Raw genomic sequence first — 21,872 nt, forward strand, 5'->3', positions numbered from 1 at the left:
CCGTTTCGGATGGGGTGGTGTTTTGAAGGACCGGCCCGCCGCCGGGGCAGCCGGCCCCCTGCCGCACCCGGTCTGTGCCGGGCGGCCTGCCGCGATGGTTGGGATCGGTCGGGTCAGAGAGTGATCGAGGCCGCCGGGTAGAACAGCGTGTTCAGCACCAGCAAAAGCGCCCAGAGACCGATTTCCAGCGTTTCGGTGATGGGCTGGATCCGGCGGAACGCGCCGTAGATGTGCACCACCAGCATGAAACCGTAGACACAGAACAGGACGTCGAACGCATAGCTGAGGCCGGTGCCCGTGGTCACCCCCCGAAGCATCAGGATCTCCACCACTAGGATGAAGGCCCCCAGGCAGCGCCCGAAATACACGGCAAGATCAAGATCGTCGGGAATACGCCACAACATCAGACGGGCCCACATCAGCGGAGCAACAAAAATAGGCAGCGCAAAGAACGATGTCGTGATGATCATCAGGTAGAAAAGATAGTCAGACGCATGTTGAGAGTACAATCCGAGCATAAACGCTTCCTCCTCCAGCGACGACAATCACGCCGTCTATGGAATCCAATTTTTAAGTTGATTTTTAAGCACCCAGCATCGCACACAGGCATCACTGATGCCTTCATGCATAATATGCGCCCCCATACACTATCGATTATCGCTGTATTTGGGGTTGTGCATCGGTGACTTGTTTGGCAGGGGAGCCTGTTTCTGTCAACGCGATTGCAAGAGGATCATCCCAAAGTATCAAGCCAGAGAATGGCGCGCGTCAGAGACGCATATGCATGTATGTAACACCATCATACGTTTGAAGTATCGAGTCCACACTCCCGTCCCACGCGGCGGGCCGGGCACGACGAAAAACGCCGGCAGCGGGGCTGCCGGCGTTCCGGGACTCCGTTCACGGCAGAGGTGGCGGGGTTACGGCACCCCGCCGTCCAGCGTCAGCAGGGACCGGTACAGGTCCGGGCGCCGGTCGCGGAACACGCCCCACGACCGGCGCTGGTGGGCAACCGCATCCAGGTCGAAGGTGGCGGTCAGCACCGTCTCCTCGCCGCGGCCCGCCTCAGCCACCTTGGCGCCGGTGGGATCGGCGATGAAGGACGAACCGTAGAAGGTGATGCTGGTGCCGTTGCGTCCCGCCTCGGTGCCGATTCGGTTGGACGCCACCAGCGGCATCAGGTTGGCGCCCGCGTGCCCCTGCATCACCCGCTGCCAGTGGCCACTGGAATCCAGCGTGGAATCATGGGGCTCCGACCCGATGGCGGTGGGGTAGAACAGGATCTCCGCTCCGGCCAGCGCCATGGCGCGGGCGCATTCGGGGAACCATTGGTCCCAGCAGATGCCCACCCCGATTCGGCCCGCCCGCGTGTCCCACACCCGAAAACCGGTATCGCCGGGGCTGAAATAGAACTTCTCGGTATAGCCGGGGCCGTCGGGGATGTGGCTCTTGCGGTAATTGCCCAGCACCCGCCCATCGGCGTCGATCACCGCCAGACTGTTGAAATAGCTCTGGCCCGCCCGCTCGAAATACGACAGCGGCAGCACCACCCCCAGCTCCGCCGCCAGAGCCGCGAAATGGGCGATCAGCGGGTTGCCGGCGAAGGGGGCCGCCAGATCGAAATAAGGGTGATACTGGTCCTGGCAGAAATAAGGCGCCTCGAACAGTTCCTGGATCAGCACGATGTGGGCGCCGCGGCCCTTGGCGTCCCGCACCAGCCGTTCGGCGCGGGCGATGTTGCCGGCCCGGTCCCAATCGCAGGCCATCTGGGTTGCCGCTACGGTGACGTTGCGCATGACGGACGGCATCCTTTCTTCCACGATGAAAGCCGCTGAAAAACGGCCCGACCATACGGGCTTTGCAGCAGCCGTTCAATAAAACAGCCCCGCCGGCCAGACGTTCGTCATCAAAGCGCAACACGAATGCCCCGCCTTGTTTTGCGGATATGGCGCTCAGCGGCGCAAGGGATCGGTTTCCAGCCGGTGCATCTCCTGCTCCCGGTTCAAGAGATCACGCTGTTCAAACGGCGACAGCCGGCCCATGGCGTCGTCGTGGCGCAACCGGTCCAGATCGGGGCGCATCAGATCCTGCTTGAAACGGGCGGTGGCGTCCTCCGATCCCGATGGTGCCGGCAACGGGATGGGGCGCGGCGGGCCGGGATCGTTCAGCATCGGCGGGGGGGTGGAACTGCCCCGCCGGGGCCGGGGCGGCTGGTCCGTCCCCCTGCCCTCCCCCTCCGCCGCCGGGGACGCGGTGACGGAGCCGGGCCGGGCGATGGACGGGACATAGGATTGGGTGGTGACGGGCCGCGGAGTCCAGCGCGCCTCGGCGGGCGGCTCCGGCGCACAGGCGGCCAGAATCAGCGCAGCCGCCGCAAACCCGTGTCGCATATGCATCATCGGATCCTCCCTCCCCCTTGAAAACCGCGGCGAAATGCCCCGCGGCACCGCCACACAAAGGGGGTAATCCATGTGATGAAAGACTTGCTTAACCTTGCATTAAAAGTTAGAGATTATGACGTTCGACAGGTTATACCGGTACCCGCTCCGCCAAAGATATAATCTTTCGTCAGTGCGGGGGTGCCCCTTTCGGGAGTGCAAGAGAGTCATGGCCCATTCCGTGTCCCGCGCCCTTTCCGCCATCCGCCGGTACGACCTCGACCCCGACCAGATCGACCGCACCATCCTCGCCGCCATCAACGTCACCCTTTGTCTCGCGTCCGGTGGTAACGATCAAGTCGCCGAAGGGTTCAACCGCGACGTGGCCATGAGCGGCCGGGCCTTTGGCCACCCCCTGTCCGACATGCCGGCCTGACGGCATCCTCTCCCTTGATCGGACAGAATCGGCATCGACGCCGATAATAAAAACTCACAGGACTTCCCCGGCTTCGTACGTACCAAGGAAAGCGTCGGCACCATCCGGCGGCCTTCGCCCACAGTTGGGGTACGTATGGGTATGGACGACAGAAGCGCACGGGCCATCGCCTTTTCCCTGTGGCACGAACGCAGCGGACTCGGACAGGCGCCGGACTCCTTTTCCCCCGCATCGGCCATCGCTTCGCTCTACCTGACCGCGGGGCACGCCATGCTGGCGCAGCACCGCAACGCCAGTGCAGCCCTGTGCGCCCGCTGCGCCCTGACCCACGCCCCGTCCCTGGCCGCCGCCCATCACCTGCTGGGACAGGCACTGGCGGCCCTGCACCGGCCCCATGCCGCCCTGCGCAGCCTGCGCGCCGCCGCGTCCCTGACCCCCCACAGCGCCGCCGTCTACCGCGACATCGGCCACACCCTGTCGGTGGTGGGGCACATGGACGCGGCCATGAACACCCTGCGCCTGGCCGCCCTGGTCAAGCCCGGCGATCCCGCCGCCTGGGTGGAGGCGGGTCAGGTCTACCGCCGCGCCGGGCTGCCGGGACAGGCCGCGGCCTGTCTGGTCCAGGCCCACCGGCTGCACCCCAACCGCGGCGACACGCTGGTCCAGCTTGGCCTGGTGCTGCATGGGGAGGGGGAAAGCGTGGGCGCCACCGCCTGTTTCCGCATGGCGCTGACCATCGACCCGTGCCACGCCCCGGCCATGCGCGCGCTGGCCGAGGTGTCGGGGCATTCCATCTGGTCCCGCCGTGCCGACCCCGCCCCGCCGGAGCCGGCGGTTCCGGCCTCCCCCGGCGGGCGGCGGCTGGCGGTGCCGGAATGGGCGGGCCAGCCGCTGGCCGGGCGCAGCCTGTTCCTGTGGACCGGCGGCGACGACGAGGATGTGGTGGCCGCCAGCCGCTATTCCGACCTGATCCGGGCGGCGGGCAGCGTAATCATCGAATGCGGGCGGCGGCACCTGTCGCTGTTCGCCCGCTCCTTCCCCCGCGCCGTCATCCGCCCGCGCCAGCCCGACACCCACGCGATTCCGTGGGAGATGGTGAACTGCGACCTGCACGCCTCCGGCGCCACGGTGCTGCGGCGGCTGCCGTCGTTTCCGCCGCGCTCGTCCTGGCTCTACGCCGACGACCGGCGCATCGCCGACTGGCACGGGCGGCTGGCGGAGGTGGGCGGCAGCCGGCTGCGGGTGGGCATGGCATGGCACGGCGTGCCGGGGGCGGAGCCGGAACGCTGGGGCGCCGTGCTGATGGCGCCCGGCGTCACGCTGGTGTCGCTGCAGCCCGGCGGCGGCAACGCCGAGATCGCCGCCGCCGAGCGGCGCTTCGGGGTGCCGGTCCACCGCTGGCGCGGCCTGGACCTGATGGAGAACATGGAGCAGTCCGCCGCCCTGATCGCCGCCCTGGACGTGGTGGTGGCCCCGCCCGGCCCGGTGGCCGATCTGGCCGGCGCCCTGGGCGTGCCGGTGTGGTGCCTGGACCCGGCGCCCGTCCTCGACCGGGGCTGGTCCGCCCGCCGTCCGGCGCTGCACCCGTCCACCCGCCGCCGTTTTTGCGCCCACACCGCCCGTCACACCCGCGATGCGCTGGTGCGCATCGGCCAGGACGTGCGGCGCCTGACCCGCGGCGCGGCGGCAGACGCATAAACCAGCGGTACGGAAAAGCGGCAGACCGTCAGTTCAGACGGTCCGCCGCCCTGTCGGCGTCGTCATCGCGGGCCTGCACACCGCCCCCCGTGCCGAAGGCGGCGTCGAAGATGCGGTCGGCCAGATCGTCCGGCGGCTCCTCCCCCGCCCTGGCCTCGGCCAGGGCGAGTTCCATCGCCACCATGGCATCCAGCCGGGCTTGCGCACCGGGCGACCGGGCCAGCAGCGCGCGGGCCGGCGCGGCCAAAGCCGGCGGCCACCGCTCCAGGTCGCCGCCGAACCGGTCGAGATGCTTCTGAAAATCGTCGTCAGTCATCAAAGGCGTCCTTCGCGGCCTGGGCGCTGGCCCGCAGCAGGCCGCGAAGCTGCTGACGCGCACGTTTGAGCAGCGATTCTACCGCCCCCAAACTGATTTGCATAACCGAAGCCGTGTCGGCGGCACTCAGCCCCTCGAAATAGAACAGGGTGACCGCCGCCTGCTGCTGCGGCGGCAGACGGCGGCAGGCGTCACCCAGCCGGGTGGCCATCTGGCGGCGCTGGATCAGGCTGACCGCATCGGGGGCGGCGTCGGCGGGTTCGGCCACCGCCTCCAGATCCTGCCCCACGGGCCGCCGGCGGTGGTCGATGCTGCGGTTGACGATGACGCGGTAGAGCCAGGTGGTGAAACGCGCGCCCTCGTCGCTCCACTGGGCGCGGCGCTGCCAGATTTGCAGAAAGGCATCCTGGGCGATGTCCTCGGCTTCGGCGTCGCTGCCCGACAGGCGCCGGGCCAGCGCGTAGGCGCGCTTCAGGTGCCGGCGCACCAGCCGGCGGTAGGAGTCCTGATCGCCGGCGCGGATGCGCGCCATCAGCGCTTCGTCGGGCATGTCGGTCCCGGACGCCGCCATGCCGGGCGACACCGGCGCCAGATGGCAGCCGATGCCGCCCGCCGGGCATTCCTCAGCCAAAGAGAGAGCCGTTCGCATGTTTCATCGACCTTTCGATGACCGATGCGGACGGTTCTTTAACCGTCGCTCCGGGGGGTGTGTGACGGCCAGCACCGCGTTCTGCGGGGCGGGGGGTGCCATGGGTTTGGGCAACGGTCTTCCATGCCTCCGTCATCACGCCAAGCTGGCGCGCCACGCCGTCCGCCGCCGCCACCGGATCGGGGCGGGCGGGGATGCTGGCCGCCTGATGGATCATGACACGGTAGAATCGCCGCAAATCCTGCGCGACGCCGCCGCCGCGGCCCATGTCGAGCACGGAATCCAGCGCCGTCAGGATGGTGATGGTGCGGTCCAGCTCGGCGAAGGCGGTGTCGAACCGCCGGGAACGGGCGGCTTCGCGGGCGCGCTGGACGTTGGCGGTGGCCCGTTCGAACAGGCGGGTGACGGCGATCAGCGGCGGAACCGTGCTGTTGGCCGTGGCATAGGCGGACAGGGCTTTGCTGACGGAAGGATTGGTCATCATGGCACGGGATTCCTTATGGCTCAGTCGTCGCTGCTGTCGGCCTCCTGCTGCAGGCGCTGCAGCAGGATGTTGGCGGTTTCCGCTTCGGCCTCCAGCCGGGCGTAATAGGCGGTCAGGCGGGTGCGGTAATCCTCGGCCTGGGCCTTGATGTCGTCGGATTTGGTGGTGAGCGTGGTGTTGGTGGCTTCCATCTGCGACACCAGCGTGGCGATGCGGCCGTCGTCGGCAGCGGCCAGCGCATCCAGCGTGGTGAACAGGCGGTCGGCGATGCCCTGGGTGAAACCGACATCCACGCTGGCGCTGGCGCTGCCGGTGTAGACCAGGGTGATGCCCTCATACGCCGTGCCCTTGTTGCCGATGATGCGGCTGCCCGACACGGTGAACAGGCTGCCGTCGCCGCCCACCGATGCCGACGTCAGGTTGCCGCTGTCGCCCACCGTGATGTCGAGGGTGAAGGACAGGCGGCTCTGGGTGCCGGTGTAGCGCAGAAGCTGGAGGTCGCTGGACGATGAAGTCATGGTGAGGCCGAGAAGCTGGCGCACCCCGTCCACATTATCGACCAGCATGGAATTCAGCGTGGTCTCGTCCAGGTCCAGCGCGTTGTTCGCGTCGAACGACAGCCCCAGATCGGCCAGCGACAGCGACCCGTCGCCGGTGGCGACCTTGGTGTTCAGCGCCTGATAGACGGATTTCACCGTCTGCCGCAGCAGGCTGTCGGCGAACAGGGTGGCGTCGTCGCTCTTGGTGCCGTCGCTGCTTGTCGCCTGCTGCGCCAGCGCGAAATCACGGAAGCTGTTGTAGGCGTCCACGAAGTCGGTGATGGCGTCCTTGATGGACGACAGGTCGGTGGATATCTCGGCGGTGATGGTGGTGCCCGGCTGGGCGGCATAGAGGTCGAGGGTCAGCCCGTCGATGGCGTCGTCGATGGAGTTGCCGGACCGGGTAATGGTCACCCCGTCCACCACCACGATGGCATCCTGGGCCGCCACCAGTTCGTTGGCCACCGCCCCGTCACCGTCGATGATGCCCAGCCCGCTCAGCACCGAGCCGGAGGAGTCGGCCAGCGTGATCGCCTTGCCGGTGTCGTTGGCGGTCAGGATGAGCTGATAGGAACTGTCCGACACCTTGACGATGCTGGCGGTGACGCCGCTGGTGGATTTCTGCGCGTTGATGGCGTCGCGGATCTCGGTCAGGCTGTCGCTGTCGTCCACGTCGATGGACAACGATGTGCCGTCCTCCACCCCGATGGTGAAGGAGCCGGACAGGCCAAGCGCCGTGGAGTTGCCGGTCTGGGTGTCGCCGCCGATCTTGTGGCGGGTGGCAAGCTGCTGCACCGCGATGGTGTGGGTGCCGACCTCGGCCCCATCCGCGGCGGTGACGGACAGCACATCGTCGGCGCTGACCGACGACGTGCTGCTGGACAGGTACGCGGTGCGCTGATCGAACAGGTTGGTGGTGCTGCCGGTGGAGGCGGTGCGGTTGCGCAGGCCCCCCAGCGCATCGTCCATGTCCTGCAACAGCCCCTGAAGCTCGGTGTAGGCGGCGATCTTGGCTTCGTTGGCGGTGATGGTCTGGTCGATGCGGTCGGCGGGTGACAGCCGTTTGGCAACCGCCGCTTCCACCAGGGCGGAATAGTCGATGCCGGTGCCGGAATCGGTGGATTGCAGGACCGTGGCCCCCGTGGACGCCGCGGTCGAATACGACGTGGAGGCTGTGGACGAGACGGTGGTCATGGTGCAACGGTCCTTCTCTGGGGATGCCAAGGGTAAGTTTCACCCTCTCCCCGGCGGGGAGAGGGCCTGTTACCAACAGTCACACCCCCGCCACGGCGTTTACCGCAGCAGCGACAAAAGCTGTTCGGGCATGGAATTGGCCTGGGACAGCACGGCGATGGCGGCTTGCGTCAGAACCTTGGTGGCGGCGAGGTTGGTCTGTTCCTCCGCCACGTCCACATCCATGATCGCCGACTGCGCCGCCTCGGTGTTTTCGATGGAGGTGTCGAGCACCTCGCCGCGGAATTCGAAGCGGGAGATCAGCGCACCCACGTCCGCCCGCGCGGTGGACAGGCTTTCCACCGCCGTGTCCAGCGCCGTCAGCGTGCTTTCCGCCGTGGTGGAGGTGCCGATGTCCAGGCCGTTGATGCCCAGCCCGGTGGCGTTCACGTTGGCGATGGTGACGGTGATCTTGTCGGTGGTCTCCGTGCCGACGCGGAAATCCACACCGGTGGACCAGTCGCCGGTACCGTCCAGCAGCGGATCGTCGTTGAAGCGGGTGCCCGAGGCAATGCCATCGACTTCTTCCAGCAACTGCTGGAATTCCGCGTCCAGATAGCCGCGTTCGGTGTCGGTCACCGACCCCGATTGCGATTGCGTCGCCAACGAGCGCATGCGCTGCACGATGTCGGAGATGCGCGACATGCCGCCGTCGGCGGTTTGCAGGATCGACGATCCGTGGGCGGCGTTGGTGGCCGCCTGCTTCAGGACGGTCACGTCCGATTGCAGCGAGGTGCCCACGGCCAGGCCGGCGGCGTCGTCGGACGCCTTGGTGATGCGCGACCCGCTGGCGATCTTCGACACCGAGGTCGCCTGGTTGTCGGAATTGATGTTCAGGTACCGCAGGGCCGAGTTGGCGGCGGTGTTGGTGCTGATGACGGGCATGACGGCTCTCCTTGATGTCTGACGGCGCCGGACGGGGGCCGGGCGGGAGCGGTCCCTCCCTTTCAAGGAAAGGGACGGTGGATCAATGGCTTGGCTTCTGTCTGGGAGTGCTCCGGCGTGATAGCCTCTTTTGGGACACACGGGACGCCGGGCAAAAACTGGCGCGGTTTTTTTCAGACGTTTTCCGTCAGGCCAGCAGGTCGTTGAGGTTGGTGCTTTGCAGAACCTTCATCAGGCTCATGGTCGCTTCCAGCGATGCCTGAAGCTGGGACAGGCGCACGGTGGCCTCGGCCAGATCGACGCTGCGCAGGTCGTCCACCTGGGTTTCCAGCACGAGCTGGGTGTCCACATGGCGGTCGAGCGTGCGCTCCAGTGTGCCCGAGGCGGTGCCCAGGCGCGCGCGGATCACCGACATGCCGTCCACGCCGTCGGCGGCCAGGGTTGACGCTTCGTCCAGCGCATCCCCATCCACCGGATCGGTGCTCATGGTGGACAGCAGGGTGAAGGCGCGCATGGCCTTTTCGATGGCGGGATCGTCGGCGGTGGCGCCGTATTCGATGACCAGATCGTCCGCCGCCTGGAAATAGGACAGGCTGCCGTCGCCGCTGTACCAGCTGGTGTCGGCGGTGGATGGCACGGTGACGGGGGGATAGCTGGACGTGTCACTGTTGACCGGGGCGGTGTCGGTGCGCGATCCGGCGAACAGGTAGCGCCCCTCAAGCCGGGTGTTGAGCAGGGCGACGAATTCCTTCATCAGCCCGGCGGCTTCCTCCTGCACCCCGGCCGCCGCACTGCCGGCCACGCCTTGCAGGCTGGTGATCAGGCTTTGCAGGCGGTTGGTGACGTCGATCATGCTGCCGACGGTGCTGTCCATGGTGTCGATGCGCCCGGACACCACCTCGCCCTCGTCGATGTAGCGTTCGGTGCGGCGGTAGGTGCTGTCCAGATCGACGATGCGCCCGCTGTCGGACGCCACCCCCTTGAAATCGGTGGATTTCAGGCCGCTGGACGCGGAGATCTGCGCCGTGGCCACCCGTGATTCCGCCTGCATCATGTAACGGACCAGGGTGTTCTGGTGGTTGGCGGTGGCGATGCGTTCCATGGCCCCGGCTCCTTATTTGATCATGCTGAGCGCCGTCTCGAACATCTCCTGCAGCACCTCCATGACGGCGGCGGCGGATTCATAGGCGGACTGGAGCGACGAGATGACCGCGGTTTCCTCGTCCACGTTCACCCCCGATTGCGAGGTCAGCGTGGTGGTGAGGCTGTCGGAATAGGCGGTGGCGTTGTCGGATGCGGTGTCGGCGGCGGACGCCGCGGTGGCGATGCCCTGGATGATGCCGGCGGCATAGGCGGCGGCGGTGCCCTGGCGCGCCGACATTCCCCCCGCCGCGTCGAACGGCAGCGTGCCGGTCAGAACGGCACTCAGCGCGCCGGCCGTGGTGGCGTCGCCCGAGGTCAGCGCCGTGTCCCCGGCGGCAAGGCCGCCGGCGGTGGACAGCACCGCGGTGGGCAGCCGGCTGCTGTCGTTCAGCAGCGCCGACGACACCCGCAGGTCGCTGGCCCCGGTGCCGGTCAGGATGTCGTTGAAACCGAAAAAGGCCGACAGCCCCGTGGACCCGCTGCCCACCGCCGTGTCGCCGCCCAGCGCAATGCCGGTGGCGCCGTCGGTGGCGGCGATGGTCAGTGTGCCGTCGCTGCCGATGCCGGCGGTGGCCGTGCCGGTGGCGTTGATGGCATCCATCAGATCCTGCACCGTGGACAGGGTGGACAGGTCGATGTCCACCACGTCCGCCGCCGTGCCGTCGCTGTTGGTCACCGCCAGGCGCAACGTGCCGGTGCCCGACAGGCTGTCCGCCGCCGACACCGTGACGGTCGAGGTCAGCGGCGACGGCGCCGGAACCGTGCTGCCGGCGTTGGCGGCGGTGTTCAGCGCGTCCTTCAGCGTGGCGGCCAGTTCGTCCAGCCGCGCCTGCTGGTTGGGCAGCGCCTCGTCGCGCAGGTCCACCAATGCGGCCAGCGTGCCGGAGGTGAGCGCGCCGGTGATGTCCTTGCCGCCGACGCTGATGGCGGAAAAGGTGGTGTCGGCGTTGACGCTGGACGCGGGCGTGTAGGACAGGCCGTGCACCGCGCTGTCCAGCAGTGCCGTGCCGCTGGACGTGGAAATGCGCAGGCTGCCGTTGCTGTCGGTCTGATACCGGACGTCGATGTCGCCGGCCAGCGTCTGGAGTGCTGTGTTGCGCTGGTCCTCCAGGTCGCCGGTGTTCTGGCCCAGCCCCTTGGCCTTGACGATCCGGTCGTTCAGGGATTTCAGGGTGTTGAGCGTTTCGTTGATGCGGTCCACCGTGCCGGCGATGTCCTCGTCGGCCTGGGCGCGCAGATCCTGCACCGTGGACGACAGGTCGCGCAGGCTCTCGGCCATGACGTTCACATTGTCCACCACCGCCGCCTTGGCGCTGTTGCTTTCGGGGGAGGTGGCGAGGGTGGCCAGGGAATCCGCCAGATCGTCGATGGCGGCGGCGATGCTGGTGCCGCTGCTGCCGTCGGTGCTGCCCAGCCGCTGCTGCAACAGGTCCAGCGACGCCGCCATGGTGCCGGTGTAGCCCACATCCGACGTGGCCCCCACCAGCGTCTTCAGCAGATACTGGTCCACCACGCTGGACACCGACGCGATGTCCACCCCGGTGGCGTAGGTCATCGCGATGGTGCGGCTGGTCTGATGGGCGGTCTTGCGGGTGTAGCCGTCGGTGTCGGAATTGGCGATGTTGGCCGTCGCCACCGCCATCGACACTTCGCTGGCGCGCAAGGAGGATGCGGCGATGGTGCCGGCAACGCGCAGGGACATGGTTCGGCCCTCCCCTTCCCTCTTGTTCCCAACCGCCGGGTCAGGCGGTGATGTCGGCGGTGTGGCGCACCGTGCGCCCGGTCAGCATCACGCCCACCCGCCCGCCGCGGGTCGCGGTGGCGCCATAGACCCCGGTGGGGGCACGGGTGGCGGCACTCAGCGCGGCACCGATGGCGTTCTGCCGCACCTGACGCGCCCTGGCGTCGGCGGCGAAGCGGGCCATCACGTGGCGCACCGGCCCCAGCGCATCACGGGCGGCCAGACGCACGGCGGCGCGCTGGGCCGGCGGAATGCGCTTGCTGCGCCCGGTGTCGAGCGCCTGTTGCAGCGCCTCCCGTTTCCGGCGCAGCAGCATCTGCATCTCGCCCGCCGCCAGCACGGCGGCCTGGGCCTGCCCGTTGCGGGCGGCGGTCAGGGCGCGTTCGGCCAGGGCGGCGATGGCGGTGGAGAATTCGGTGATGACGCCCACGGGGTCGGGGGACAGGTCGGCCATGATGGGATGCTCCGTCACATGCGTTTCTGAATGCGGCTATAGGCGGCCATGGCGATGCGGGTGGTGGCGGTGCGGTGCAGGGCGGTGCGCACCGCCGTCTGGGTGCCGCGCAGGCCCGCCAGCAGCGTCTGCACATCGTCGATCAGCGCCAGCCGCGCCGCCCGCCCAGCACCGCCGTTCAGCACCGCGGCGGCACGGGCGCGGATGCGGCGCGCCTCCACGAACAGGGTGTCGGCCTCGGCGAACAGATCCGGGGGAACTGGTGTCATGGCGCCCTCCTCACCGCTTCATGCTGATGAGGGTGTCGATCATGTCCTGGGCGGTGGTCATGACCTTGGACGCGGCGGAATAGGCCTGCTGGGCGACGATCATGCGGGTGAATTCGTCGGTCAGCTCGACGGTGGAGCTTTCCAGCGCCCCCGCCTCGATGGTGCCGGACCCGCTTTCCCCGGCGGTGCGCAACTGCACCTGCCCGGATTCATAGGTCTGCATGAAGGTGCTGCCGGTTTCGCTGTCCAGCCCGTCGGCGTTGGCGAAGGTGGCGATGGGGATGCGGTACACCGCCCGCGTTTCGCCGTTGTCGAACACCGCCCGCACCGTGCCGTCGCTGTCGATGGTGGTGCCGGTCAGGGTGCCGGGGGCGTGGCCGTTCTGGGTGGTGGATTCCACGCTGACCGACGGCTCGCTCTCTTCCGATGCGTGCTGGGTCAGCCCGTCGTTGCCGCCCACCGTGCCCAGATCCAGCGTGATGGAGGTGTCGGCGGCCCCCGTTGCCCAGCCGCCGACGGTCAGCGTGGGCGTGGTGGGGGAAAAGCCGGCGGGCGTGCCGTCCTCGTTGAAGGTGATGGTCACGGGCACGCCGCCCACGGTGCCGGTGGTGCTGGACGAATCGCTGGACAGCGTCGGATCGTCGGCGTCCAGGCTCCAGGCGTTCTCGCCGGTCTTGGTCCAGGTGAGCGTGATGGAGTGGCTGTTGCCAAGACTGTCGAACACCTCCACGTCGGAGGTGAAGCTGTCGCCCGTATCGGCGTCCGAGGGCAGGTTGGCGTCGATGCCCAGGGTGCTGGTGGCCTTGGGCGTGCCCTTGATGTTGGTGGTGTTGATCGCCTCCAGGCTGTCCACCGACCCCTTGTTGCGGGCGGCGATGGCGCCGTCCTCGTCCAGCGCCCAGCCGTAGAGGTAATAGCCCTCGGAATTGCTGAGATAGCCGTCGGCGTCGGTGGAGAAGGAGCCGTTGCGGGTGTAGCGGATGGCACCGTCGGCGGAATCGTCGGACACCACGAAGAAGCCGCTGCCGTTCACCGCCAGATTGGTGGTGACCGCCGACGACTGGATCTCCCCTTGCGCCGAGACGTTGCGGGTGTTGTAGGCCAGCACCCCGCCCGTGCGCTCGTCCACCGCTTCCGTCTGGTTGATGAAGGACTGGAAGCTGGTGCCGGTGCTCTTGAAGCCCGTGGTGCTGGAATTGGCGATGTTGGAGGAGATGGAGGCAAGCGCCTTGCTTTGCGCCATCAGCGCCGAGGTGGCGCTGTACATCGCGTTGGTGATGCTCATGGAAGCACCCCTGTGATCGGATGTTCGGGAAATGTGGGGAAGGCCGGCGGGGCGGCGGCGCCTAGCTCACCGACAGAACCGCGTCGGCCGTGATGGTCACGCCGCTGCCGAGGTCGAGAACCGTGGCGGAGGAGGAGGTATCGACGGCATTCACCACCGCCTTGATGCGGGTGGTGGTGGACACGGCGGCGTTGGCGGTGTCCACCGCATCCACGCTGAGGGTGAAGCTGCCGTCCGTATGGACGGTGCCGTCGGTGCCCACCCCGTCCCAGGTGAAGGAATGGGTTCCGGCAGAAGAATCGCCGGTCTGGCGGTAGACGACGCTGCCGTCCTCGTCACGCACGGTCAGCGCCACCGTCTTGGCATCGCTGTCCAGGTCGTATTCCCAGGACGCTTCACCGTCCTGAAGCGCGGTGGTGTCGCCCTCCGCCTCCACCGTGCGGCCGATGTAGCCGATGGCGGCGATGCCGGACCCCAGTTGGGTCATGGCGGTGGTCAGCGCGTCCAGCTTCTCCCCGTTCGACACGTCCTGTTCCAGACTGGCGAGCTGGACGAGCTGGCTGGTGTATTCGTTGGCGTCCACCGGGTTGGTGGGATCCTGGACTTCAAGCTGTTTCAGCAGCAGGGTCAGGAAGGACTGGTAATTGGCGGCCAGCGAACCGGCGGACGAGGACGACGAGGTGGTGGTGGTTGCCGCCGCCGATGTGGTGGATGAAATCTGCATCGTCCGCCTCCCGCGGGCAGACGGGGGGCGTTCGCGGAAAACGGGGGTTCCGCGGGCGTCACGCCGGTGTCTGCCATGGTGAATGGGCGCCGGCCCCCGGTGGGGGCGTTGGGCCGCTGTCGTCCTTGTTCATGGCTATCCACGGGGACGGCGGAAAAAACTGGCTGACTTTTTTCGCGGGGAAGCGGCACAAAAGACGGACGGCAACAGGGGGCGCTGCGATGGACCGTTTCACCGTGTCATTGGACGAGGAACTGCTGGCGCAGTTCGACGACTACATCCGCCGCCGCGGCTACGGCAACCGGTCGGAGGCGGTGCGCGACCTGCTGCGCCGGACGCTGGAGGGCGAGCGGCTGGCGGACGAGGATGCGGGCGATTGCGTCGCCTGCCTCTCCTACGTCTTCAACCATCATGAACGGGAACTGGCCCGGCGGCTGACCGAGCACCAGCACGCGCACCACGACCTCACCGTGTCCACCATGCACGTGCATCTGGACCACGAGACGTGCATGGAGGTGGCGATCCTGCAGGGGCCGACGCCGGACATCCGCCGCTTCGCCGATTCCGTGATTTCCGAAACCGGCGTGCGGCACGGGGCGCTGAGCGCGGTGCCGGTGGACATGGCCGGGCACCACCATCACCCCGGCGGCCATCACCACCACCCCCACACCCACGTGCGGCCCAAGACGTAACGGCGGCTCAGGCGGCGGCCTGCTCCGCTACCTCGTCCATGGTCAGGAGGGAAACCTCGGGCTCCGGCAGATCCACCCCCACCATATCCCCCATCACATGGTCCTGCACCATCAACAGCCGCCCGCTGTCGGACAGCAGGACGTTGTAGGTGCGCCGCACGATGGTGGGCGAGAACACCGCCCGGTCGGTGAAGGCCACCGACAGCAGCGACGATCCCGGCCGCATCATCTCGTCGATGTAGGGCGAGGACAGGTCGCGGGTGTATTCGGGCAGATAATCCTCCGACGGGCGCCCGACGATGGACGCCTGATAGTGCTTCAGATACGTCGCCAGTCCGGGCGAGGTCATCAGGCAGACGCCGTTGGCGTCCAGCAGCGAGGCATAGCCGGGGTGGCTCATCACCAGCGCCCGCACCGCATAATCCAGCGGCAGATGGTCAAGCTCGCGGAACAGCCCGCGCAGACGGGTCTGCATCATGGGCAGCGGGTCTTGCTTCCCGCTTTCCCAGCGGGAGATGGTCGCCTGGTCCACGTTGAGCAGGCGTGCCAGTTCGATTTGGGTCAATCCCCGTTCCCGGCGGTAACGGCGGATCAGGTCGGGCCACACCATGAGATCGATCCCTGCAAAGTCGGTCGCGCGCCCATAGTAAAGCAGTCCAAAATTTAAGACATAATTTATACGACACGCGGCCAAATGTTGCATTACCAGCGGTGGAAAACGAAACCTTCAACCACCCGCCGCCGGTATCAACTCCAGAACCGTCCGGGCTTCCCGGTGGAACGGCACGCCCAAAGCGTGCAAACGGGCCGCCAGCGCCGGCACCGCCGGCAACGGCAACCCCGCCCGCGCCATCAGGGCGGCGTCCGACAGAACCGCCCGTGCATCGCCTTGCGCCAGGACGGTGCCGCCGGCGAACAGCGCGGCATCGTCGGCGAAGGCATAGGCCAGATCCACATCGTGGGTGGAAAACACCAGCGTCATGCCCGACGCCGACAGATGCTCCAGCGTGGACAGCAGCGCCGTCTGACCGGCGTGGTCGAACCCGGCGGTGGGTTCGTCCAGCACCAGCACCGCCGGCTGCATGGCCAGGATGCCGGCGATGGCCACCCGCTTGCGCTGGCCGTGGGACAGCATGTGCGGCGGGCGATCCTCCAGCCCGGTCAACCCCATGCGCGCCACCACGTCGGCCACCCGCCGCGCCACCTCCGCCGCCCCAAGGCCGAGGTTGAGGGGGCCGAAGGAGATGTCCTCGGCCACCGTGGCGGCGAAAAGCTGGTCGTCGGCCTCCTGCAGCACCAGCCCGACCCGGCGGCGCCACGCGGTCAGCCCGGCCCGCCCGGTGTCCCCCGGCACGCCGTCCACCAGCACCACACCCGCCCGCGGGCGCAGCGTGCCGTTGAGGTGCAGGAGAAGCGTCGTCTTCCCGGCCCCGTTGGCGCCCAGGATCGCCAGCCGCCGCCCGTGCCGGGCCGACAGCGACAGCCCGCGCAGCGCCGGCTCCCCGCTGCCGGGGTAGCGGTAGTCCAGCCCGCGGGCCTCCAGAATCACATCGTCCACGGAATCACCCATCCCCCGGCCAGGATCAGCGCCGGCAGCCCCAGCGCCAGCGCCCATTCACCCGCACCCGTGCGCCGGCCCGCCGCCAGCACCGGCAGCCCGCCGTCGTAGCAGCGCGCCGACAGCCCCACATCCATCCGCCGCGCCGCGTTCATCGCCCGCCCCAGCAGCCCCGCCGCCAGCAGCGACAGCGAGCGCAGGTGCCGCCGCCAGCCGCCGGCATAGCCCAGCCGGAACGCCTGCGCCCGCGACCCCGCGGTCACCGTGTCGCCCAGCAGAAACAGCAGGCGGTAGGTCAGCAGCGCCACGTCGGCCACCGCCGCCGGCAGCCCCAGCCCACGCAAAAGCCCGATCAGCCGGCTGGCCGGCGTGGTCAGGGTCAGCAGCGCCAGCGCCGCCACCGCCGCCAGCGACCGGCCCACCGGCACCAGCGCCGTTTCCACCCCGCCGGGCACCCAGCCCAGCGCCAGCCCGCCGCGCCAGTCCAGCGTCAGGGCCAGCGCCGGCAGGCTGGCCAGCAGAAACCCCGCCGGGGGCAGCAAGGCGGCGGCCAGGGCCGCGGGCGGCACGCGGGCCGACAGCAGCGCCAGCCCCACCGCCGCCGCGAACACCGCCGCCGGGGCCAGGGGCGGCGCCCCGGCCATGGCCGCCAGCATCAGCCCCAGGCTCAGCGCCAGCTTGCCGCCGGTGCCGCGGTCCTTCCACGCCGACAGATGGGCCGCCCGGTCAAGGGCGCGCATCGCGCGCGCGCCGCTGCGTGCCCTGCCGTCCGGTGTCCCCGTCCCGCCGGCGGGACCGGCGGCCCATGTAATAGCCCAGCAGCCACGCCCCCACTGCGGCCTGCCCCGCGAACAGCAGGCTTTCGATTTCCTTGCTGGGGGGCTCCCACAGGGGTTCCCACCAGGGGGTGTAGCCGGGCCTCACCTCTTCGATCACGCCGGACGCCTTGTCGTCGGAGCCGCCGAAGCTGGGCTTCTCCTCCCACGGCATGACCAGCGGCAGCAGGACGATGGCCGCGGCCAGCCCCAGGACGATGCGGTTGTCACGCAACATGGCCGGAATCCTTCTCTTCACCGCGCATTTCCGCCAGCAGGCGCAGGTCGTCGGCGCTGTTGCGCGACAGCCAGTTGACCACCGCCACCGTCAGCAGCCCTTCCACCACCGCCAGCGGCATCTGCGTCACCGCAAAGATCGACAGGAATTTCACCGACGCCCCCGTGAAGCCGGTGGCCGGATCGGGGAAGGCCAGCCCAAGCTGCAGCGCCGTGGTGACATAGGTGGCGAGGTCGCCCAGGAACGCCGCCAGGAACACCCGCACCGGCACCGACAGCCCCACGGCCCCGCCGCCGCGCACCATGGCCCACGCCACCCACGGGCCGACGATGCCCATGGAAAACACGTTGGCCCCCAGCGTGGTCAAGCCCCCGTGGGCCAGCAGCAGCGCCTGGAACAGCAGCACGATGGTGGCCATCAGCGTCATCACCGACGGGCCGAACAGCGCCGCCCCCAGCCCGGTGCCGGTGGGATGCGAGCAGCTTCCCGTCACGCTGGGCAGCTTCAGCGCCGACAAGAGGAAGGCGAAGGCGCCCGACGCCCCCAAGAGCAGCCGGGCCTCGGGCTTTTCCCGCACGATGCGGCGCAGGCGCACCGCGCCCACAATGACGAAGGGTGCCGACGCCGCCGCCCACCCGGCGGCGTGGAGAGGAGGCAGAAAGCCTTCCATGATATGCATGAACCAGACACTCCCAGTTGATCCGGGAGGCCAGGGGAACGATGGAGGGGAAAGCCGGCAGACCCGCGTCCGGTCCTCTGGGCGCGGGGCCGTCCTGATTCCACGCCACCGGGACACCCCGCCCGGAGGAACGACACGAGACAGCGGACGCCGGCAGGTCTCCTGGCTTGCGGGTCGCCGCCACCGCGCCGGCCTTCCCGGCCGTCACCGGCCAGTGGCACATCAGGGGCGCGGCGGCTCACCGCCTACAGTTGCGGGGGCAGCCATGGCTTGCGCGAGCCCCAAGGGGCCTGCGGCACCATGTTCCCTTTTCATCGCCGGCCCCCGCGGACGGGAGCCGGAGAACCGGCATCACGCCCGCGACGGTACGGGGCGGGGGCGGATGTTGTCAAGGAAGGCGTACAACCCTTCGGCTAACGCCCCAGCTTCGCCGTCTTGGCCGGGTCGATCCACCAGGTGTCGGGGAACAGGGTGCTGCGGAACTCCTGGTCATACTTGCGGGGCGTCGCGGGGATGCCGAAACGGTCCCACGCCGCCACCCAGCTTTCCGGGTTGTACCAGTGGGGCACCATGTAGAAGCTCCACAGCAGCACGCGGTCCAGCGCGCGGGTGGCGGTCTTCAGCGTGGCCTCGTCCCTGGCGGCGATGACCTTTTCCACCAGCGCATCCACGATGGGGTCGCGCACGCCGGGGTAGTTGAACGATCCCCGCTCCCCCGCCGTGGCCGAGCCGAAGAAGGCCCGCAGTTCGGTGGCCGGCGGGCTGGCGAAGCTGAAGTTGGTGACGATGACGTCGAAGTCGAAATCGTCCGACCGCGCCTCGTACTGGGCGGAATCGACGCTGCGCAGGCTGGCGTCCACCCCGGCCCGGCGCAGGGTTTCCACATAGGGCTGGATGATGCGGGACAGGCCGCCGCCCGCCACCTCCAGGACTTCCACCGTCAGCGGCTGGCCGGCGGCGTTGGCCAGACGCCCGTTCTTCGGCTCCCACCCCGCCTCTTTCAGCAGGCGCAGCGCCTCGCGGGTTTCGGCGCGGTTGTTGCCGGCGGGGTCGCCCGCGGGGGGTTGGAACGGCTGGGTGAACAGCCGCGGCGGCAGACGGTCCCGGTACGGTTCCAGCAGCGCCAGTTCGTCCGGCCCCGGCACCCCGCTGGCGCCATAGTCGGAATTGGGGAAGTTGGACAGGGTGCGGTGGTACTGCCCGTACAACAGCGTCTTCTGCGTCCAGGCGAAATTGAACAGCATCCCCAGCGCCTCGCGCACGCGGGGGTCGGCGAACTGGGGCCGGCGGGTGTTGAAACGGAACGCCTGCGCCCCCAGCGGCAGCGCCGAGGGGATCACCCGCTTGACCACCCGCCCGTCGGCCACGGCGGGAAAATCATAGCCGGTGGTCCAGCGCTGCGCCCGGTTTTCCACGCGGATGTCGTAGCCGCCGGCCTTGAACGCCTCGAACATCACGTCGTCGTCGCGGTAGAAATCCTGTTTGATGGTGCCGAAATTGTACAGGCCGCGGTTGACCGGCAAATCGCGGCCCCAGTAATCGGCCACCCGCTCATAGGTCAGCGCCCGCCCCGGATTGACCGCCACCGTGCGGTAGGGGCCGGAGCCAAGCGGCGCCTCCAGCACCGTCTTACCGATGTCGCGCCCGTTGGCGGTCCACCAATGCCGGGCCTCCGGCGCCATGACGGTGGCAAAGTCGATGACCGGCTTGATCTCCCCCCGGCTGGACAGGGTGATGCGCACGCGGCGGTCGTCCAGCGCCTCCACCGCCGTCACCTTGGCCAGGGCCGATTTGATGATGGGGCTTCCGTGGGCCTGGATGGCGTCCCAGGTGAAGGTCACGTCGGCGGCGGTGACCGGCACCCCGTCGTGCCAGCGGGCGCGGGCGTCGATGGTGAACACCGCCTCGCTGCGGTCGTCGGCCACCTGCACGCTTTCGGCCAGCCGGGCATAGGCGGCGTCAAGCTCCCACCCCGACCCCACCATCAGCGGATCGTGGGTCAGCCCGACCAGCCGCGGCAGCACGCCGCGCACCGGGATCGGGTTCAGCGTGTCGAAGGTGGGGGGGAAATTGGACGCCACCGTGACGGTGCCGCCCTTGGGCGCGTCGGGGTTGACGTGGGGAAAATGGGTGAAGCCCGTCTGGAACATCGGCTCGCCGAACTGGCGCAGCGCCGTGACCGGCGGCTCCAGCGTGGCCGCGGCGGCCGCTCCCGCCCACAGCAGCAGGGCGGCGGCGGGAAGGAGGCGGCGGGCCGTCATGCTCCGGCCCCCTCGACCCGCTGGCGGCGGTTTTCCAGCAGGTGGGCATCGACCATGCGCAGCAGGGAATCCAGCCGCTTGTCGTTGCGCATGATGCGGCGCACCGTCTTGCCGTTGCGGGGATCGGCCAGCATCCACGCCTCCGCCGCCTCGTAATGCTCGGGGTGGATGGACAGGATGTAGAGCGCCGCCTGTTCGGCGGACGTGATCGCCGGCTCGTTCAGCGTCTCCAGCACGGCGGCGATGTACATGGGCAGCAGCTCGGCGAATTCGACCCTTTCATTGTCCTGGTCGTCGTCGGGCACCGGGTCGCGGCCCATGTCCTCAATCATCTCCCGCCGCTGTTCCGGCGTCAGCTCGAAAAAGGCGCCCAGCCCCATCATCAGGTCGCACAGGGTCTTCTTGCGGACCATCCAGTTGCCGCCCGCCGCCACCTGGGCGGCCAGACCGCCCAGGAACTCCTTCAGCGGGTCGGGGGCGGTGTCGTAAACGGAACGGGCCAGCGGGGCGATGGGGGCGGAGGTTGGCATGGGCGTGGGCGCCTTCTTCGTCAAAGGGCGGGATCAGGCGGCGGGAAGATCGCCGGCCAGTGCGGCGATGGTATCCTGATGGGTGCGGGCGTCGCCGGCGGCGATGACCTGCCCGGTGGACGCGGCACTCAGCGGCAGCCCCTGCCAGTCGGTCATGAAGCCGCCGGCCCCGGTCACCACCGGCACCAGGGCCGCAAAATCATAGAGCTTCAGCCCCGCTTCCACCACCAGATCGCAGTGCCCCGCCGCCAGCAGCCCATAGGTGTAGCAGTCGCCGCCGTACACCGTGACCTTGGCCGCCGTCTGCACCCGGCGGAAGGCCGGCAGATCCTCGCCGGGGAACAGGTCGGGCGACGTGGTGCCCAACAGCGCCCCCGCCAGCCCCCGCGCGCACGGGCGCACACGGGCCGGCTGGCCGTTGAAGGTGGTGGGGTGGCCGGCGGCCCCCACCCAGCGGTCGCCGATGATGGGCTGGTCGATCACCCCCAGCACCGGCGCCCCGTGGCGCAGCAGCGCCACCAGCGTGCCGAAGATGGGCCGCCCGCTGATGAAGGATTTGGTGCCGTCGATGGGGTCGATCACCCAGACGTATTCGGCATCGAGATTGGTGGTGCCGAATTCTTCGCCATAGATGCCGTCGCCGGGACGTTCGGTGGCGAGGATGGCGCGGATGGCCTGTTCCGCCTCGCGGTCGGCGATGGTGACGGGGGAGTGGTCGGCCTTGTCGTCCACCGCCACGGGCGTGCGGAAATAGCGGCGGATCACCGGCCCGCTGGCGTCCACCAGACGCCGGGCGAGGTCGATGAAGGCGGTGGGGCACGGTTCGGTCATCACGGCGGGTTCCCGGCTGTCGTCGGTCAAAGGC

The 21,872-nt window shown here is 68.7% G+C and carries 25 protein-coding genes and 1 riboswitch; of the genes, 3 read left to right on the forward strand and 22 right to left on the reverse strand.

What is annotated here, in order from left to right; all coding sequences use genetic code 11:
• Positions 1-113: 113 nt before the first annotated feature.
• The 3 genes from M2352_RS23675 to M2352_RS23685 all read right to left on the reverse strand — a co-directional run bounded on the left by M2352_RS23675 (position 114) and on the right by M2352_RS23685 (position 2,399).
• The gene (locus M2352_RS23675; RefSeq protein WP_264666993.1) at positions 114-518 is read right to left on the reverse strand and encodes a hypothetical protein; all 405 of its coding nucleotides are present in this window, start codon (positions 516-518) and stop codon (positions 114-116) included.
• 402 nt (positions 519-920) lie between these two features.
• On the reverse strand, positions 921-1,796 hold the full coding sequence (gene aguB, locus M2352_RS23680; protein WP_264666994.1) for an N-carbamoylputrescine amidase: 876 nt from the start codon (positions 1,794-1,796) through the stop codon (positions 921-923).
• A 156-nt stretch (positions 1,797-1,952) separates the two neighbouring features.
• Positions 1,953-2,399: a hypothetical protein gene (locus M2352_RS23685; RefSeq protein ID WP_264666995.1), complete on the reverse strand. Its 447-nt coding sequence runs from the start codon at positions 2,397-2,399 to the stop codon at positions 1,953-1,955.
• Between the two features lie 208 nt (positions 2,400-2,607).
• On the opposite strand from M2352_RS23685, the gene M2352_RS23690 reads away from it, so the two are divergent.
• The gene (locus tag M2352_RS23690) at positions 2,608-2,814 is read left to right on the forward strand and encodes a hypothetical protein (protein ID WP_264666996.1); all 207 of its coding nucleotides are present in this window, start codon (positions 2,608-2,610) and stop codon (positions 2,812-2,814) included.
• 141 nt (positions 2,815-2,955) lie between these two features.
• A complete protein-coding gene (locus M2352_RS23695; protein WP_264666997.1) occupies positions 2,956-4,512 on the forward strand; it encodes a tetratricopeptide repeat protein in 1,557 nt (518 codons plus the stop codon).
• 28 nt (positions 4,513-4,540) lie between these two features.
• On the opposite strand, the gene M2352_RS23700 is transcribed toward M2352_RS23695, so the two are convergent.
• From M2352_RS23700 to M2352_RS23750, 11 genes are all read right to left on the reverse strand, one after another.
• Positions 4,541-4,828: a hypothetical protein gene (locus M2352_RS23700; RefSeq protein WP_264666998.1), complete on the reverse strand. Its 288-nt coding sequence runs from the start codon at positions 4,826-4,828 to the stop codon at positions 4,541-4,543.
• The gene (locus M2352_RS23705; RefSeq protein WP_264666999.1) at positions 4,821-5,477 is read right to left on the reverse strand and encodes a sigma-70 family RNA polymerase sigma factor; all 657 of its coding nucleotides are present in this window, start codon (positions 5,475-5,477) and stop codon (positions 4,821-4,823) included. The genes M2352_RS23700 and M2352_RS23705 overlap by 8 nt, the downstream gene beginning before the upstream one ends.
• Positions 5,452-5,961 (reverse strand): flagellar export chaperone FliS, encoded by a 510-nt coding sequence (locus tag M2352_RS23710; protein WP_264667000.1) that lies wholly within the window; start codon positions 5,959-5,961, stop codon positions 5,452-5,454. The genes M2352_RS23705 and M2352_RS23710 overlap by 26 nt, the downstream gene beginning before the upstream one ends.
• 20 nt (positions 5,962-5,981) lie before the next feature.
• Positions 5,982-7,694: a flagellar filament capping protein FliD gene (gene fliD / locus M2352_RS23715; RefSeq protein ID WP_264667001.1), complete on the reverse strand. Its 1,713-nt coding sequence runs from the start codon at positions 7,692-7,694 to the stop codon at positions 5,982-5,984.
• 99 nt (positions 7,695-7,793) lie between these two features.
• Positions 7,794-8,618, reverse strand: a complete 825-nt coding sequence (locus M2352_RS23720; protein ID WP_264667002.1) for a flagellin — start codon at positions 8,616-8,618, stop codon at positions 7,794-7,796.
• A gap of 187 nt (positions 8,619-8,805) precedes the next feature.
• Positions 8,806-9,720 carry a flagellin N-terminal helical domain-containing protein gene (locus tag M2352_RS23725; RefSeq protein WP_264667003.1) on the reverse strand — a complete coding sequence of 305 codons (915 nt, stop codon included), beginning with the start codon at positions 9,718-9,720 and terminating at the stop codon, positions 8,806-8,808.
• A 12-nt stretch (positions 9,721-9,732) separates the two neighbouring features.
• Positions 9,733-11,463 carry a flagellar hook-associated protein FlgK gene (gene flgK / locus M2352_RS23730; RefSeq protein WP_264667004.1) on the reverse strand — a complete coding sequence of 577 codons (1,731 nt, stop codon included), beginning with the start codon at positions 11,461-11,463 and terminating at the stop codon, positions 9,733-9,735.
• Between the two features lie 40 nt (positions 11,464-11,503).
• Positions 11,504-11,956, reverse strand: a complete 453-nt coding sequence (locus M2352_RS23735; protein WP_264667005.1) for a hypothetical protein — start codon at positions 11,954-11,956, stop codon at positions 11,504-11,506.
• Positions 11,957-11,970: 14 nt separating this feature from the next.
• Positions 11,971-12,225: a hypothetical protein gene (locus tag M2352_RS23740; RefSeq protein ID WP_264667006.1), complete on the reverse strand. Its 255-nt coding sequence runs from the start codon at positions 12,223-12,225 to the stop codon at positions 11,971-11,973.
• A 10-nt stretch (positions 12,226-12,235) separates the two neighbouring features.
• On the reverse strand, positions 12,236-13,510 hold the full coding sequence (gene flgE / locus M2352_RS23745; protein ID WP_264667007.1) for a flagellar hook protein FlgE: 1,275 nt from the start codon (positions 13,508-13,510) through the stop codon (positions 12,236-12,238).
• 61 nt (positions 13,511-13,571) lie between these two features.
• Positions 13,572-14,234, reverse strand: a complete 663-nt coding sequence (locus M2352_RS23750; protein WP_264667008.1) for a flagellar hook assembly protein FlgD — start codon at positions 14,232-14,234, stop codon at positions 13,572-13,574.
• Positions 14,235-14,455: 221 nt separating this feature from the next.
• Here M2352_RS23750 and nikR point away from each other — a divergent pair, with 221 nt between their 5' ends.
• Positions 14,456-14,926, forward strand: a complete 471-nt coding sequence (gene nikR / locus M2352_RS23755; RefSeq protein WP_264667009.1) for a nickel-responsive transcriptional regulator NikR — start codon at positions 14,456-14,458, stop codon at positions 14,924-14,926.
• A 7-nt stretch (positions 14,927-14,933) separates the two neighbouring features.
• On the opposite strand, the gene M2352_RS23760 is transcribed toward nikR, so the two are convergent.
• From M2352_RS23760 to hisN, 8 genes are all read right to left on the reverse strand, one after another.
• A complete protein-coding gene (locus M2352_RS23760; protein ID WP_264667010.1) occupies positions 14,934-15,536 on the reverse strand; it encodes a helix-turn-helix domain-containing protein in 603 nt (200 codons plus the stop codon).
• Positions 15,537-15,653: 117 nt separating this feature from the next.
• Positions 15,654-16,484, reverse strand: coding sequence for an energy-coupling factor ABC transporter ATP-binding protein (locus tag M2352_RS23765; protein WP_264667011.1), 831 nt, complete (start codon positions 16,482-16,484; stop codon positions 15,654-15,656).
• Positions 16,472-17,224, reverse strand: a complete 753-nt coding sequence (locus tag M2352_RS23770; RefSeq protein ID WP_264667012.1) for a CbiQ family ECF transporter T component — start codon at positions 17,222-17,224, stop codon at positions 16,472-16,474. Before M2352_RS23770 ends, M2352_RS23765 begins: the two co-directional genes overlap by 13 nt.
• Positions 17,211-17,537: an energy-coupling factor ABC transporter substrate-binding protein gene (locus M2352_RS23775; protein ID WP_264667013.1), complete on the reverse strand. Its 327-nt coding sequence runs from the start codon at positions 17,535-17,537 to the stop codon at positions 17,211-17,213. Before M2352_RS23775 ends, M2352_RS23770 begins: the two co-directional genes overlap by 14 nt.
• Positions 17,527-18,216: an energy-coupling factor ABC transporter permease gene (locus tag M2352_RS23780; RefSeq protein ID WP_264667014.1), complete on the reverse strand. Its 690-nt coding sequence runs from the start codon at positions 18,214-18,216 to the stop codon at positions 17,527-17,529. The genes M2352_RS23775 and M2352_RS23780 overlap by 11 nt, the downstream gene beginning before the upstream one ends.
• A gap of 135 nt (positions 18,217-18,351) precedes the next feature.
• Positions 18,352-18,581, reverse strand: a riboswitch (cobalamin riboswitch).
• A gap of 48 nt (positions 18,582-18,629) precedes the next feature.
• Positions 18,630-20,477, reverse strand: a complete 1,848-nt coding sequence (locus M2352_RS23785; RefSeq protein ID WP_264667015.1) for an extracellular solute-binding protein — start codon at positions 20,475-20,477, stop codon at positions 18,630-18,632.
• Positions 20,474-21,007 (reverse strand): hypothetical protein, encoded by a 534-nt coding sequence (locus tag M2352_RS23790; protein WP_264667016.1) that lies wholly within the window; start codon positions 21,005-21,007, stop codon positions 20,474-20,476. The genes M2352_RS23785 and M2352_RS23790 overlap by 4 nt, the downstream gene beginning before the upstream one ends.
• A 33-nt stretch (positions 21,008-21,040) precedes the next feature.
• Positions 21,041-21,838: a histidinol-phosphatase gene (gene hisN / locus M2352_RS23795; RefSeq protein WP_264667356.1), complete on the reverse strand. Its 798-nt coding sequence runs from the start codon at positions 21,836-21,838 to the stop codon at positions 21,041-21,043.
• Positions 21,839-21,872: the final 34 nt, after the last annotated feature.

Source organism: Azospirillum fermentarium (genome assembly GCF_025961205.1).
Taxonomy (GTDB): domain Bacteria; phylum Pseudomonadota; class Alphaproteobacteria; order Azospirillales; family Azospirillaceae; genus Azospirillum; species Azospirillum fermentarium.